This window comes from Pseudomonas sp. NFACC05-1, from assembly GCF_900100135.1.
Taxonomy (GTDB): Bacteria; Pseudomonadota; Gammaproteobacteria; order Pseudomonadales; family Pseudomonadaceae; genus Aquipseudomonas; species Aquipseudomonas fluorescens_Q.
Genome location: NZ_FMTR01000020.1, coordinates 97,164 through 111,510, shown reverse-complemented (window position 1 = coordinate 111,510; position 14,347 = coordinate 97,164). Strand labels below are relative to the sequence as shown.

14 protein-coding genes are annotated in these 14,347 nt (G+C 59.7%); 4 read left to right on the top strand and 10 right to left on the bottom strand.

The genetic code is table 11. The annotated features are described in order from the left end of the window. Positions 1-451: 451 nt before the first annotated feature. From msrQ to BLO97_RS23695, 6 genes are all read right to left on the bottom strand, one after another. Complete coding sequence (gene msrQ / locus BLO97_RS23720; RefSeq protein WP_092348450.1) at positions 452-1,072, bottom strand: protein-methionine-sulfoxide reductase heme-binding subunit MsrQ; 621 nt, start codon at positions 1,070-1,072, stop codon at positions 452-454. Beyond that, complete coding sequence (gene msrP / locus BLO97_RS23715; protein WP_092348447.1) at positions 1,072-2,085, bottom strand: protein-methionine-sulfoxide reductase catalytic subunit MsrP; 1,014 nt, start codon at positions 2,083-2,085, stop codon at positions 1,072-1,074. The genes msrQ and msrP overlap by 1 nt, the downstream gene beginning before the upstream one ends. 75 nt (positions 2,086-2,160) lie before the next feature. Next, positions 2,161-3,006 (bottom strand): CDP-diacylglycerol--serine O-phosphatidyltransferase, encoded by an 846-nt coding sequence (pssA, locus tag BLO97_RS23710; RefSeq protein WP_063324359.1) that lies wholly within the window; start codon positions 3,004-3,006, stop codon positions 2,161-2,163. A 145-nt stretch (positions 3,007-3,151) separates the two neighbouring features. Further along, positions 3,152-4,168 carry a ketol-acid reductoisomerase gene (ilvC, locus tag BLO97_RS23705; RefSeq protein WP_024779611.1) on the bottom strand — a complete coding sequence of 339 codons (1,017 nt, stop codon included), beginning with the start codon at positions 4,166-4,168 and terminating at the stop codon, positions 3,152-3,154. Between the two features lie 45 nt (positions 4,169-4,213). Next, positions 4,214-4,705 (bottom strand): acetolactate synthase small subunit, encoded by a 492-nt coding sequence (gene ilvN, locus BLO97_RS23700; RefSeq protein WP_003205610.1) that lies wholly within the window; start codon positions 4,703-4,705, stop codon positions 4,214-4,216. A 2-nt stretch (positions 4,706-4,707) separates the two neighbouring features. Then, the gene (locus tag BLO97_RS23695; RefSeq protein WP_003205612.1) at positions 4,708-6,432 is read right to left on the bottom strand and encodes an acetolactate synthase 3 large subunit; all 1,725 of its coding nucleotides are present in this window, start codon (positions 6,430-6,432) and stop codon (positions 4,708-4,710) included. Positions 6,433-6,833: 401 nt separating this feature from the next. Here BLO97_RS23695 and BLO97_RS23690 point away from each other — a divergent pair, with 401 nt between their 5' ends. Then, complete coding sequence (locus BLO97_RS23690; RefSeq protein ID WP_063324358.1) at positions 6,834-7,256, top strand: DUF4124 domain-containing protein; 423 nt, start codon at positions 6,834-6,836, stop codon at positions 7,254-7,256. A 6-nt stretch (positions 7,257-7,262) separates the two neighbouring features. Here the strand turns inward: BLO97_RS23690 and BLO97_RS23685 are convergent, their stop codons facing one another. The 3 genes from BLO97_RS23685 to mrcB are packed head-to-tail and all read right to left on the bottom strand — an operon-like array spanning position 7,263 to position 10,646. Then, positions 7,263-7,592 (bottom strand): YqcC family protein, encoded by a 330-nt coding sequence (locus BLO97_RS23685; protein WP_072346057.1) that lies wholly within the window; start codon positions 7,590-7,592, stop codon positions 7,263-7,265. Further along, on the bottom strand, positions 7,592-8,311 hold the full coding sequence (locus BLO97_RS23680) for a tetratricopeptide repeat protein (RefSeq protein WP_092348444.1): 720 nt from the start codon (positions 8,309-8,311) through the stop codon (positions 7,592-7,594). Before BLO97_RS23680 ends, BLO97_RS23685 begins: the two co-directional genes overlap by 1 nt. A 16-nt stretch (positions 8,312-8,327) precedes the next feature. After that, a complete protein-coding gene (gene mrcB / locus BLO97_RS23675; protein WP_092225323.1) occupies positions 8,328-10,646 on the bottom strand; it encodes a penicillin-binding protein 1B in 2,319 nt (772 codons plus the stop codon). A gap of 118 nt (positions 10,647-10,764) precedes the next feature. On the opposite strand from mrcB, the gene BLO97_RS23670 reads away from it, so the two are divergent. The 3 genes from BLO97_RS23670 (at position 10,765) to BLO97_RS23660 (ending at position 13,260) form a co-directional block, all read left to right on the top strand. Next, complete coding sequence (locus BLO97_RS23670; protein WP_092348441.1) at positions 10,765-12,321, top strand: bifunctional aminoglycoside phosphotransferase/ATP-binding protein; 1,557 nt, start codon at positions 10,765-10,767, stop codon at positions 12,319-12,321. 91 nt (positions 12,322-12,412) lie between these two features. After that, on the top strand, positions 12,413-12,754 hold the full coding sequence (locus tag BLO97_RS23665) for a pentapeptide repeat-containing protein (protein WP_092150467.1): 342 nt from the start codon (positions 12,413-12,415) through the stop codon (positions 12,752-12,754). A gap of 233 nt (positions 12,755-12,987) precedes the next feature. Then, positions 12,988-13,260, top strand: coding sequence for a TfoX/Sxy family protein (locus tag BLO97_RS23660; RefSeq protein WP_063324352.1), 273 nt, complete (start codon positions 12,988-12,990; stop codon positions 13,258-13,260). A gap of 223 nt (positions 13,261-13,483) precedes the next feature. Here the strand turns inward: BLO97_RS23660 and BLO97_RS23655 are convergent, their stop codons facing one another. Further along, positions 13,484-14,338, bottom strand: coding sequence for a ChaN family lipoprotein (locus tag BLO97_RS23655; protein ID WP_092348438.1), 855 nt, complete (start codon positions 14,336-14,338; stop codon positions 13,484-13,486). Positions 14,339-14,347: the final 9 nt, after the last annotated feature.

The window sequence follows — 14,347 nt, the reverse complement described above, 5'->3', positions numbered from 1 at the left end:
ATAATCTGTTGACTAGCAGTCTGACTCCACAAGCACCCACACGAATTGCTTGATTCAGTTGTTAAAGAGCGGCTGGCTGAGTCTTTCGTCTCAACCGAGGCGCGCATTCTACAGCGCCCCGTGTATCTGTCAAGCGGTTATTTTCAGAAGTTTTAAAGTTTCCTTTTCAACTTCAACCACTTGCGCTTTCGATCTCTCGTTAGCGGGAGGCGAATTCTACAGCGTTACTCGCTGCTGTCAACACCTCTTTTTCACCGCTTTCGACCGAGAAGATCGAACCGCCGATAGAGCCAAACAACACCGCTCCACCTGCTCCTTCCGGGCTTCGATAAACTGAAGCCCTGCACCTTCGAAACCTACTTAACTCACTGAATTTCAAGGAGTTTTCCGTTTCTACTGCGCCGGAAGTGGGGCGAATTATAGACTTCCAGAATCTGCCGTCAACCCTTAATTACGCTTTTGTTGCAGAAGAGACTTTCCTACCCCGCAAACGCGGGATCCGGCGCATAACCGGCGGGACTCTTAGCATCAACAGTACAGCCCCTATAAACGCGTATATCGCCCACTCCTTCAGATCTGCACGTACGATCCACAGCATATGCAGCAACCCAAGCCCCAGGATCAGATAAACCAGGCGATGCAATTTCTTCCAACGCATGCCAAGCCGCCGCTGACTGTAGCGATTGGATGTGACCGCCAACGCCAGCAGGCCGAGAAACCCAAGTGCCCCGACGATAATGTAAGGCCGCTTGCTCAACTCGACGCCCAACTGCGACCAGTCGAAACCCAATATGAACGCCGCATACCCACTCAAATGCAGCACCACATAAGCAAAGCACCACAACCCCAACTGCCGCCTGACCGCAATCCACCCCGCCCATCCCGTCAGCTTTTGCAGCGGCGTCATGCTCAAGGTGATCAACAACAGGATCAACGTGCCCAACCCGAGCCGATCCACCAGCACCTTGCCCGGGTCAGGACCCAGCGAGCTCATCAAGGCCTCGTAAAGCCAGAACAAGGGCCAGATCGCCGCCGCGATGAAGACGCCGACTCGCCAGACTGGAAAACGCATCAGTAGTCCTTCCTCAGGTCCATCCCTGCATATAAAGAAGCGACTTCATCCTGATAGCCGTTGAACATTAACGTATCGCGGACATTGGGACTGAATAGCCCGCTCGGTAAACGACGCTCATGCGCCTGGGTCCACCGCGGGTGATCGACCGTCGGATTGACGTTGGCATAGAAACCGTATTCGTCAGACGCAATGCTCTGCCAAGTCGTCTTTGGCTGCTCACTCACCAGACTGATACGCACGATGGACTTCACACTTTTGAAACCGTATTTCCATGGGACCACCAACCGCAGCGGCGCGCCGTTCTGGTTCGGCAACTCCCGCCCGTACATTCCCACCGCCAGAATGGCCAACGGGTTCATGGCCTCATCCAATCGCAAGCCTTCGACATACGGCCAGTCGATCAAGGCGAAACCTGAACGCTGCCCCGGCATGACCTTAGGATCCTGCAGGGTTTCGAAACGGATGTACTTGGCCTTGGAGGTCGGTTCGACCTGCTTGAGCAAGGCAGAGATGGGGAAGCCAATCCACGGAATGACCATCGACCAAGCCTCGACACAGCGCAATCGATAGATGCGCTCTTCCAGTTGATAAGGCTTCATGAAGTCTTCCAACCCGTAGCGTCCCGGCTTGCCCACCTCCCCGTCCACGACCACGCTCCAGGGCTCGGTCTTCAACGATCCAGCATTGGCTGCCGGGTCTCCCTTGTCAGTTCCGAACTCATAGAAGTTGTTGTAATGGGTTGCGTCCTTGAACGGCGTGATGGGTTCATTCTTGACCGTGACCACGCCCCATTGGACCGAGGGCAGTTTCTCGGCAAACCAGGACGGCGCCTTGCCGGGCTCGACATCGACATAACGCGCCGCATCGGCAGCACTGGCCCATTGAGGCAAACTGCTGACGGCGAGACCAGCCAGGGACGCACCGAGCATTTGCCGACGGGATAGATAGAGGGATTCGGGCGTGACGTCCGATTCACGGCAGTCGGACGACTTGGGGATCTTGATCAGCATGACAACTCCGCAGTATTGGAGGGCAGGTGCACCAATAGACTGCGGAGTATGGGGGAAATTACATTAAGGCAACGTTTAGCGTCGGCGAAGACGCAACAAGTATTGCACCGGTCCGGAAGCGGCATAGCCCAGGAAAACCAACAACAGGATACGCGGTGGATCACTGAACACCACTGCGAACACCAGCACCACCGCCAGAATCGCCACGAACGGCACACGCCCCTTCAGGTCGAGCTCCTTGAAGCTGTTGTATTTGATGTTGCTGACCATCAACATCCCGGCCGCCGCAACCAGCAACGCCACCAGGAACGACATTTTCGACCCCTGGATGCCGTAGTCGCTGAATGCCCAGACGACACCTGCCACGACACCCGCCGCGGCCGGACTGGCCAGGCCGATGAAGTAACGTTTGTCAGCCTTGCCAACCTGGGTGTTGAAACGCGCCAGGCGCAACGCCGCCCCCGCCACATAGATAAAGGCAACCATCCAGCCGACCTTGCCCATGTCTCCCAGCGCCCAGCCGAACGCCAGCAAGGCGGGAGCCACGCCAAAGGCGACCATGTCGGACAGTGAATCATACTCAGCGCCAAACGCACTCTGGGTATTGGTCATGCGGGCCACGCGCCCGTCCAGACCATCGAGCACCATGGCGACGAAGATCGCAATGGCGGCGAACGCGAAGTAACGGCTCGCCCCTGCGCCATCCCCGGCGCTCAAGGCAGCCTGGGCACTCATGGAGTTGATGATGGAATAGAAACCGGCGAACAGGTTCGCGGTGGTGAACAGGTTCGGCAATAGATAGATGCCACGATGCCGGACCTTACGGCCTTCAGCGTCATGGCCTTCTTCGACGTGTTCATCGATGGGTAGCAGGCTTTCGGCGTCAGGAGCCTGGTTTGGCTCGTCGGGACGTTCGCTCATGGACAATACCTTGCAACGGTGTGAAAAAATTCGACAGATGTCTGGGACGACGGTTCGGCCGCAAACGATGCAGCTTTATACCAGAAGCCACCGCCCAAACGAAAAAACGCGGCCAAGGCCGCGTTTTTCGACTCAAGTTCGCGACTTAGTTCTTGGCTTTGTCGACGATCTTGTTGGCGCTGATCCACGGCATCATCGAACGCAGTTGCTCGCCGATGATTTCGATACCGTGCGCAGCGTTGTTGCGACGCTTGGCGGTCATCGAAGGATAGCCGGTGGCGCCTTCGCTGATGAACATCTTGGCGTATTCACCGTCCTGGATACGTTTCAGGGCGTTGCGCATGGCCTGACGGGATTCGGCGTTGATCACTTCCGGACCGGTCACGTACTCGCCGTACTCGGCGTTGTTGGAGATCGAGTAGTTCATGTTGGCGATACCGCCTTCGTACATGAGGTCAACGATCAGCTTCAGTTCGTGCAGGCACTCGAAGTAAGCCATTTCTGGCGCGTAGCCCGCTTCGACCAGGGTTTCGAAACCGGCCTTGACCAGTTCGACGGTACCGCCACACAGAACGGCTTGCTCGCCGAACAGGTCGGTTTCGGTCTCGTCCTTGAACGTGGTTTCGATGATGCCGGTACGACCGCCACCCACGCCAGCGGCGTAGGACAGAGCCACGTTCTTGGCATTGCCCGAAGCGTCCTGGTAGATCGCGATCAGGTCAGGGATACCGCCGCCTTTCACGAACTCGGAACGCACGGTGTGGCCCGGAGCCTTCGGCGCGATCATGATCACGTCGAGGTCGGCACGCGGCACGACCTGGTTGTAATGGATCGAGAAACCGTGGGAGAAGGCCAGGGTCGCGCCTTTCTTGATGTTCGGTTCGATTTCGTCGCGATACAGGGCGCCCTGGAACTCGTCCGGCGTCAGGATCATGACCAGGTCGGCAGCGGCAACGGCGGAAGCCACGTCAGCCACTTTCAGGCCATGGGCTTCTGCCTTGGCAACGGTGGCCGAGCCTTTGCGCAGGCCGACAGTCACGTCAACGCCGGAATCTTTCAGGTTGCACGCCTGGGCGTGACCTTGGGAACCGTAGCCGATGATGGCGACTTTCTTGCCCTGGATGATCGACAGGTCGCAGTCTTTATCGTAGAAAACTTTCATGAATTTCCCCTATATCCGGCCGTTCAGGCCATTCGCTAATTTGGTTTAGATGCTCAGTACTTTGTCGCCACGGGCAATCCCGGTGACGCCACTGCGTACGGTTTCCAGAATCGAGGCAGTGCCGATCGATTGAATGAAGCTGTCGAGCTTGTCGCTGGTACCGGTCAACTGAACGGTATAGACGCTGGCGCTGACATCGACGATCTGCCCACGATAAATATCGGTAGTACGCTTGATCTCGGCGCGCTGGGCGCCGGTGGCCTTGACCTTGACCAGCATCAGTTCACGCTCGATATGAGCGCTTTCCGACAGGTCCACCAGCTTGACCACCTCGATCAGCTTATTCAGGTTCTTGGTGATCTGCTCGATGATTTCATCGTGCCCCACGGTGGTCAGCGTCAGACGCGACAGGGTCGGGTCTTCGGTTGGCGCCACGGTCAGGCTTTCAATGTTGTAGTTGCGCTGCGAGAACAGGCCTACAACACGAGACAGCGCACCCGGTTCGTTTTCCAGAAGCAAGGAAATAATGTGTCGCATGATTAGGTACGCTCCGTCTTGCTCAGCCACATATCGCGCATGGAGCCGTCTTTGATCTGCATCGGGTAGACGTGCTCGCTGGTGTCGACCGCAATATCGATCACCACCAGGCGATCCTTCATGGCGAACGCTTCCTCCATCTTCGACTTCAAATCCTTCGATTCGGTGATGCGCACGCCAACGTGACCGTAGGCCTCTGCCAGCTTGACGAAATCAGGCAACGATTCCATGTACGAGTGCGAGTGACGGCTGCCGTAGCTCATGTCCTGCCACTGGCGAACCATCCCCAACACGCCGTTGTTCAGGATCACGATCTTCACCGGCAAACCGTATTGCAGGCAGGTGGACAGTTCCTGGATGTTCATCTGGATGCTGCCCTCGCCGGTGACGCAGGCGACATCAGCCTCTGGAAAGCTCAACTTGATGCCCATGGCCGCCGGGAAACCGAAGCCCATGGTGCCCAGGCCGCCGGAGTTGATCCAGCGATTGGGCTTGTCGAACTTGTAGTACTGCGCAGCGAACATCTGGTGCTGGCCCACGTCGGAGGTCACAAAGGCATCGCCCTTGGTCACTTCGCACAGGGTTTCGATCACGGTCTGCGGCTTGATCACACTGCCATCACCCTTGTCATAAGGGAACAGGCCACGATCACCGCGCCATTCATCGACCTGCTTCCACCAACTGGCCACGGACTCCTTGTTTGGAACCTCGCCGATTTCCTTGAGGATGGCGACCATTTCGGTCAGCACGCTCTCTACAGGACCGACAATCGGCACGTCTGCCTTGATGGTCTTGGAGATGGACGCCGGATCGATGTCGATGTGGATGATCTTGGCGTTCGGGCAGAATTTCGCCGGCCCATTGATAACGCGGTCGTCGAAACGTGCGCCAACCGCCAGGATGACATCGGCGTGGTGCATCGCCAGGTTGGCGGTGTAGCTGCCGTGCATGCCAAGCATACCGATGAACTGACGGTCGGTGCCAGGGAACGCGCCCAGGCCCATCAGCGTATTGGTGACCGGCAGGTTGAGCATTTTTGCCAGTTCGGTCAGCGGCGCGGAGCCACCGCCGAGGATCACGCCACCACCGGAGTACAGCACCGGGCGCTTGGCCGCCAGGAGCATTTCGGCTGCCTTGCGGATTTGTCCGGAGTGGCCGCGTACGGCCGGGCTGTAGGAACGCAGCTTGGCTTTTTTCGGGAAGATGTATTCGAACTTCTCGGCCGGGTTGGTCATGTCTTTCGGGACATCGACCACAACCGGGCCAGGACGACCGGATTCAGCCAGGTAGAAGGCCTTCTTCATGACTTCCGGGATTTCCGATGCGTGCTTGATCATGAAGCTGTGCTTCACGATCGGCCGGGAGATACCGATCATGTCGGTTTCCTGGAATGCATCGGTCCCCACCATGGTGCTGGGCACCTGGCCGGAAATGATCACCATCGGGATGGAGTCCATGTACGCGGTAGCGATACCGGTGATGGCGTTCGTGGCGCCTGGACCGGAAGTCACCAGTACCACGCCGGCCTTGCCGGTGGCACGGGCATAGCCGTCAGCCATATGGGTGGCCGCCTGCTCGTGACGAACCAGGATGTGGGTCACTTCCGGTTCTTTGAACAGGGCATCATAGACATGAAGAAGAGCACCACCGGGGTACCCGTAGATATATTTGACGCCTTCGTCACGCAAAAAGCGGACGAGCATCTCACCGCCAGATAAAAGCTCCACGTTGTTCACCTCTAAAACGCCAGAATACCGACCCACAAGAAAGGGACGGGTCTTAATAGGTTTACTTCTCGGCAGAGCATGAGCGACGGTGGTCGCCGACTACGTCAGCACTGACTGAGCAAGTATTGGGATCGTCCCAAGTGTTGCGGGCCTTTCCCACCCAGCGCGAGGTAACGCGTTGCGGGTGTAACAGGTCGGCGCGGATGTGCGCCTCATGATCTGCTGAGTGGGTCTGCTTCTGGCAGTCCCTCTACAGCGGACTTTGGATTCTTCTGTTTCGCCTCCTTCAAGTCAAGTCGTCTATGTGTTTTATTCGAAGTAAGCGCATGAGAACGCAAGAAAAAACCTTTAAACGGCAACTGTGTTAGCTTCAATTGCGCAACCCATGACAAGGAAACAGCATGCGAATGATCTTCTTGACGGCCAGCCTGCTGGTTGGCCTGAGCCCGATGTGCATGGCCGGCCAGGTCTACAAATGGGTGGACGCCCAGGGCGTTACCCACTTCGGCGCCCAGCCGCCGGAAGGCACGGAGGCCACGACGGTGATCAAGTCCGCCCAGCCGCCCGCCAAACCGGCGGCACCGCCGTCTGGCGGAGTCATTGGCGACCAAAAGGCCATCGACCAACAGGTCAAGAAACAGATTGCCGAGCAGGAAGCCCAACTAAAGGCGTTCTGCGAACAGGCGCGGACCAACCTGGCGCAATTGCAGAACAATCCCAGGGTACGTGAAGACGTGGAGGGGGAAATGCGCCGCCTCACCGATGAGGAACGGCGCCTGCGGATCGACGAGACCCGCAAGCAAATCGAGGAGAACTGTCAGTAACGCCGGTCAGCCGGCGTTGCTGATCAACTGATCGAACTGCGCCAGCAGCCGCTGCAACTCGATGCCCTGCCCTGGCCGCTGGGCATAGACCATCTCGGCCATGGCAAGGATGCCCGAGGCGTTGGGCAGCGGCAGGTCGTTTTCCAGGATAGTTTTCATCCTGGGCAGGAAGATCCATTGCAGCCATTGCTCGAAGTCCAAGGTGTCGACCGCGAACGGCTCGACGCTGGCCAGCGCCTGCGCCGAAGGCGACACATCGCTCCACCAGCCCTGGACCCGCAGTTCCCGCTCGATCAACAGCAACTGATCGGCGATCCGAGGAAAACGCGTATCCATCAGAGCGAAACCTTGGCCTTCTGACGGGCCAATGCCGCGCCAGCGGAATCGCCCTGTTTCTCACGGGCCTGGGCGATCAATTCCCACAGGCTGGCCTGAAGTGCCGGACGACCACTGGAGAATGTCAGGCCACGACGGGCCAGCTGTTCGGCTTGCGGTGCGTCGCCCTGGGCCAGGCGCACCTGGGCCAGGCGATAAAGCACCTGGGGTTCGCGCGGCGCGACACGCTGGGCGCGCTCCAGGCTGGAGGACGCACCGTTGAGGTCACCGCCGGCCTGTTGCTGTTGCGCGGTGGTCAGCAGGGCCAGGACCGGACCGTCGAGCTGCTCATCGGCGGACAGACCACCGGCTCCTGCCGACGGAATGCTGCTCGGCGTCGAAGGCATGCTGTAGCTGCCCTGATCGATCGGCGAGGTTTCGATTGGCCCGGGGGTGATCGGGCCCGGCGTGATCGGCGTGCTGCTGATCGGCGCCGAGGTCGTCGCGCCGCCACCTGGCACCATCACGACGACACCGGTGTCGCCCTGCGGGATTGCCTGGACCTGGCCCTGCACCGGCCGCTTCACTGTCGTCTGACGGAAACCGCCGTTGGCCGAGACCCGCTCACTGTTGGAAACAGCGGTGCCGGAGTCAACGACCGGAATCGAACCACGTTGTACGGTAGAACAACCACTGAGCAAAGCCACGGCTGTTACCGCTGGAATCAACCACTTGTTCACTTGAAACCCTCTTTGCTTAATTCATCCAGTCCTTGACCCAATCCATCACCGATTCGGCGGGATTCGTGCCGCCACAGGCAGCACCAGGTGGCGGTTCGCTGCCGCGAATATACGGCATCTGCACAGCGCCCGGGCAATTGGCATCGGAGCCTTGCCCCGTGCGCGAATCGACCCACGCCTGGACGATGTTGTCCGGTTGCGGCATGTCCAGCGGCAGCGGGTCGGCCTTGCGCATGAAACTGGTCCAGACCTGCAGCGCGCCAGTGGCACCGGTGAATGGGGTCTTGCCGTTGTCATCACGTCCGAGCCAGACCACCGCCAGCAGGTCCTGGCTGAAGCCGGCGAACCAACTGTCGCGCGAGTCGTTACTGGTGCCGGTCTTGCCTGCCAGGGTCAGGGTCCGGGGCAGCACGTTATAGACCGAACTGCCGGTGCCTTCACGCATGACCCGCTGCATCGCGCTCTGGATCAGGTAAATGGAGGCCGGATCGAAACGCTGCTGAATCTGGAACGGATAACGCTTGAGCGGCTCGCCATCGGCGGTCAGCACACTGCGGATCCCGCGCATCGGCGTATTGAAACCGCCGTTGGCCAGCGTCTGGTACATGGCCGCCACTTCGATCGGCGTAAGGCCACCGGCTCCCAACAACATCGACGGGAACGCCGGGAATTCGCGACTCACCCCCAGGCGCGCCAAGGTCTTGAGTACGTTCGGGACGCCGACCTCAAGTCCGAGGCGAGCCGTCGACAGGTTGTAGGAATGCGCCAGCCCCTGGTACAGGAACACCGTGCCGTGGGAGCGTCGATCATAGTTCTGCGGTTTCCAGACCTGGCCATCGGCCCCCTTGACCGAGAACGTCTCGTCCGACAGCCAACTGGTCAACGTGTATTGGCTCGGCTTTTCCAGGGCGGTGAGGTACACCGCTGGCTTGATCAGCGAGCCAATCGGGCGCACCGCATCCAGCGCCCGGTTGAAACCGGCGAAACTGGCCTGCCGGCTGCCGATCATGGCCTGGACTTCGCCGGTTTCCGGGTTGGTCACCACCATGGCCGCTTCGACTTCGTCGGCGCCCTTGCGCCCACCCAGTCGCTTGAAGGTGTCCTCGACCGAGGCTTCGGCCTTCATCTGCAGGATCGGGTCGAAACTGGTGAAGATACGCAGGCCTTCTTCGGTCAAGTCTTCGTCGCGGTAGTCTTCCCGCAGCTGACGCTTGACCAGGTCCATGAAACCGGGGAACGAACTGTCTGCCAGGCTGCCACGCTTGGTCACGCCTAACGGCATCTTTTTCGCCGCTTCGACTTGCTCGGCCGTCGCCACACCCTGTTGTTGCAGCAGGTCGAGCACCAGGTTGCGCCGCTCGAGGGCGCGTTCCGGATTACGACGCGGGTTATAGGAAGACGGTCCCTTGACCATGCCCACCAACAACGCCACCTGATGCAACTTGAGCTCGGACAGCGGCTGGCTGAAGAAGAACTGGCTGGCGAGGCCGAAACCGTGCACCGCCCGTTGACCGTCCTGGCCGATAAATACCTCGTTGAGGTACGCCTCCAGGATCTCCTGCTTGTCGTAGTGCAGCTCCAGCAACAACGCCATCATGGCTTCGGTGAGCTTGCGGGTCAGGCTGCGTTCGTTGGTCAGGTAGAAGTTCTTGACCAACTGTTGGGTCAGCGTGCTGCCGCCCTGGCGCATGTGGCCCGAGGAGGTATTGACCCAGACGGCCCGGGCAATCGACTTGGGCGAGACGCCGAAGTGATGGTAGAAGTCGCGGTCTTCGACGGCGATCAGCGTATCGAGCAGGAACGGCGGCACCTGGTCGATCTTGATCAGGATCCGATCTTCGAGGTTCTTGGGGTACAGGCCACCAATGAGCAGCGGCTCAAGACGCACCACCGACAGGCTTGCGTTTTTGGCCCCGGTCAGCGCAGCGACATAATCGCCGGAAAAACGCACCCGCACCGGTTGTGCCTGCTCCATGCCCTCATAGAACTGGAAGCCACGGGTATTGAGGTCGATGGTATTGCCATTGACCGAGGCCGCGCCCGGACCATTGGCCACGCTTTCACGGCGATAACCCAAGGCATCGAGCTCGGTCAGGAAATCATCCTTGCTCAGCTTTTGTCCGACGAACAGCTCCAACGGCCGGGCATAGACCTTGGCCGGAATGGTCCAGCGCTTGCCGGAGAACTTCTCCTGGACCACGGCATCGAGATAGACCGCAAAACCGGCGAGCACGACGAGGCCCACCAGGCTGAGTTTAAGGGCCCAGCCCAGCCAGGGCCGCAGGCGGCTGGCGGGTGGTTTCTTGGGGGTACGGGGGGATCGGGTACGAGTCATGGCGGCGGATTATACGCACTTTGTCGGGGTTCAACATGAGCCCTCCACGCGGTTTGCGTTAGCGCGGCTTGCGGCCATAATGACGGCCTGAATTTTTCCAGTCTATGAAGGACCGCCCGTGAGCCAATCCCTGATCGCTGCCCTGCAAAACCCGGCCCTCTACCCGCATCCCGTCGAAGGGTTCCAGGTCATCGAGACCCACATTTCCTGGGTATTGCTCACTGGGCCATACGCCTACAAATTCAAAAAACCGGTCAACTTCGGCTTCCTCGACTTCACCAGCCTCGAGGCGCGCAAGCACTTCTGTGGTGAGGAGTTGCGCCTCAACCAGCGCCTGACCCAAGACCTGTACCTGGACGTCCTGCCAATTACCGGCAGCGCCGAAGCGCCGCAGCTGGGTGGCGACGGCCCGGCCATCGAGTACGCCCTGAAGATGCGTCAGTTCCCGCAGAGCGAGCTGCTCAGCACGCTGCAAGCCAACGGCGAACTGACCACCGCGCACATCGACGAGATGGCCGCGCAGATCGCCCAATTCCACCTCGCCACGCCCAAGGTGCCCGCCGAAAACGACGCCGGCACCCCGCAAAGCGTGATGGCACCGGTGCTGCAGAACTTTGAACAGATCCGCCCGTTCCTCAACGACAAGGCCGACCTGTTGCAACTCGAAGCCCTGCAAGCCTGGGCCGAAAGCAGTTTCGAACGCCTCAAGCCGCTGTTCACCCAACGCAAGGCCGAAGGCTTCATCCGCGAATGCCACGGTGATATCCACCTGGGCAACGCCACCGTGATCGACGGCAAGGTGGTGATTTTCGACTGCATCGAGTTCAACGAGCCGTTCCGCTTCACCGACGTCTATGCCGACACCGCGTTCCTGGCGATGGACCTGGAGGACCGCGGTCTGAAATCGCTGGCACGGCGCTTCGTCAGCCAGTACCTGGAACTGACCGGTGACTATCAGGGCCTGGAGCTGCTGAACTTCTATAAAGCCTATCGTGCCCTGGTCCGGGCCAAAGTCGCGCTGTTCAGCATGCCGGCCGAAGCCGATCCGGTACAGCGCGCCACCACCCTGCGCCAGTACCGCAACTACGCCAACCTGGCCGAAAGCTACAGCACCATTCCTTCGCCTTTCCTGGCCCTCACCCACGGTGTTTCGGCCGTCGGCAAAAGCCATGTCGCGATGCGCCTGGTAGAGGCGCTGGGCGCCATTCGCCTGCGCTCGGACGTGGAGCGCAAGCGGCTGTTCGGCCAGCAACAAGTACCCAACGATCCACAGGCCGGCATTTACAGCAGCGACGCCAGCAGCGCTACCTACGCCCGCCTGCATGAAATCGCCGCGGTGATCCTGCGCGCCGGATTCCCGGTGGTGATCGATGCCACTTACCTCAAGCGCGATCAACGCGACGCAGCAGCGAAAATCGCCGAAGCCACCGGTGCTCCGTTCCTGATCCTCGACTGCAATGCGCCGCAAGCGGTCATCGAAAGTCGCCTGGCACAACGTCAGGCCGACCAGAAAGACCCCTCCGATGCGAATCTGGCGGTCATTGCCGCCCAACAGGCCAGCCGTGAAGCCCTGACCCCGGCGGAAATTCTCTGCAGCAAACGGGTCCAAACCAACGAAAGCGGTACGCTCGACGTCGTGGTCGCGCAGATCCGCCAGCGCCTGCCAGGCCTCTAGATCACTATTTCGGCCGTGAAGCGATGTCCGGCTTCACGGCCGCCAAATAGTGGCACTATACTGGCGTCATAAAACCAACAGGTGATATGAAATGAGCCTTCCCAAACTTCTCACTACCCCGCTTTATGCCTTGCTGCGCAAAGATGATATCGCCGGGTTCAACAGCGAACGCCCACAAGGTCCGGTCGACATGCGCGGCGGCGATTTTCGAGGGCTTGATCTGCGGGAACTGAACGCGGACGACATTGACTTCAGCGACGCCTATTTCCGCTCCGCCGATTTGCGCGGCATCGATTTTCGCAAGTCGTCACTGGAAGGCGCGAGCCTGGCCCATGCGCAGATATCCGGCGCCTACTTCCCGCCAGAGCTGTCTGCGGACGAGATCCTGATGTCGATGAACTTCGGCACCCGGTTGCGCTACCGCACTCGCTGAACCTGTTTGAAGCGGGTCGGCCAGCAGGCGGAACTGCCACAGACTGAAACGGACCTCCAGCGCCCCCGCTTGCGCTGGAGCATGTAGTTTGCAGCCTTTTCCCACCCCATCGTGCGTAATGCATTAGAAGCTTTTGCGTCGAATCCGACCAAACAATCACGCTTTTCCTACTGACCGCTACACTGCTCAGAAGCTTGCCCACTGCACCAATCGGCCATTCGCAAGGAGGCTCGATGAATGATGAACTGCAACATCTGAAAAATCTGGGCAAGACATCAGCCCAGTGGCTGCACGCCGTGGGCATTCACAGTGCCTCGGATCTACGCCGGCTTGGCGCGGTGGACGCCTATCGCGCCGTACGCACTCGGGGCTTCCGGGCCTCCAAGGTGTTGCTGTACGCCATCGAGGGCGCGTTGATGGATGTGCATTGGAATGACATCCCCGCCGAGCGCAAAGAAGCCCTGAATAAACAGCTGGACGCCATTTCAATGCGCCATAAGACCTGACGCCCCTTTCGTTTCCAGCGCGAACCCTGGTCGCGCGGTTATTTCGGTGAATCGTAAAACAATGTTTGACATGGTAATGAGAATCGCTATGATTAGCACATCCGGTCGCGAGACTGGTCGATATTTGAACAGCCCTTGGTTCGGACTCTCAGATATCTCCTCATCAGGCTAATCACGGTTATTTGACCCGGCTTTTGCCGGGTCTTTTTTTGCCTGTAGAAAATCACTTCCCGGCGTGCTCGCGCATCTGCGCGCAGTAATCCTGTGGCGGCACGGCCGGCGTGTACCACACGTAATCCGCCATGGCCAACGTCACCTCGCTGCCCTCCTCGGCCAGCATCAAGACGATGGGTGCCTCACTGGCGCCAAGATCCAACGCATGCATCGGCACACCAACATCCTTGCGCGCATGCCAGGCACCGGCGAACAACAGTGCCGGTGTCGGCGCTTGCAACAAGCGTTCGGCCATGCGCCGGTCACGCTGCTGCTGCACGGCCAGCATCGCCGGCATTTGCGACTCGGGCAGCAAACCGCAGTGGGATTCACGGATTTGCCCCAACAACTCGTCCTTCACAGTGGCTGCATTGGAGCGAGTGCCCATCAAGCTGGGGGCTTGTCGATAGAAACGCTGGATCTCGGCGGCGTCCAGATTGGCGGCCAGCAACGGATAACGTTGCGCCAGGGCAAACTCGACGACGGGGCCATACAAGCTCCAATCCCAGCCCGGCGACCAGTCCAGTGCGCCGGGCAGGTCCTTCGGCAAGGTGGGTAACTGGCGGACCGAATCAACGCGTGGTTGCTGGGCGGGGGTGAGCATTTCCAGCAACAGGCTGCCCTGGGCCCGCTGCCCGGCCAGGGCCTGGAGCAGCCAGACCTGCAGTGCGTGGTGATCGCGATTGTCGTGCCGCTCCCCCACCACCACCCGAGGCGCCATTGCCAAGCGTTCGACCAATGCCTGGGGTGTCACGGCCTGGCCATTGTGCAAATCACGGATTCGTCCGCCGAGTGGAGGCGGTGTGATGCTCTGACACGCCGTCAGTACACTCAATGCCAGAATCAGAAGCAGGCGCACGTCCATATCCTCCAG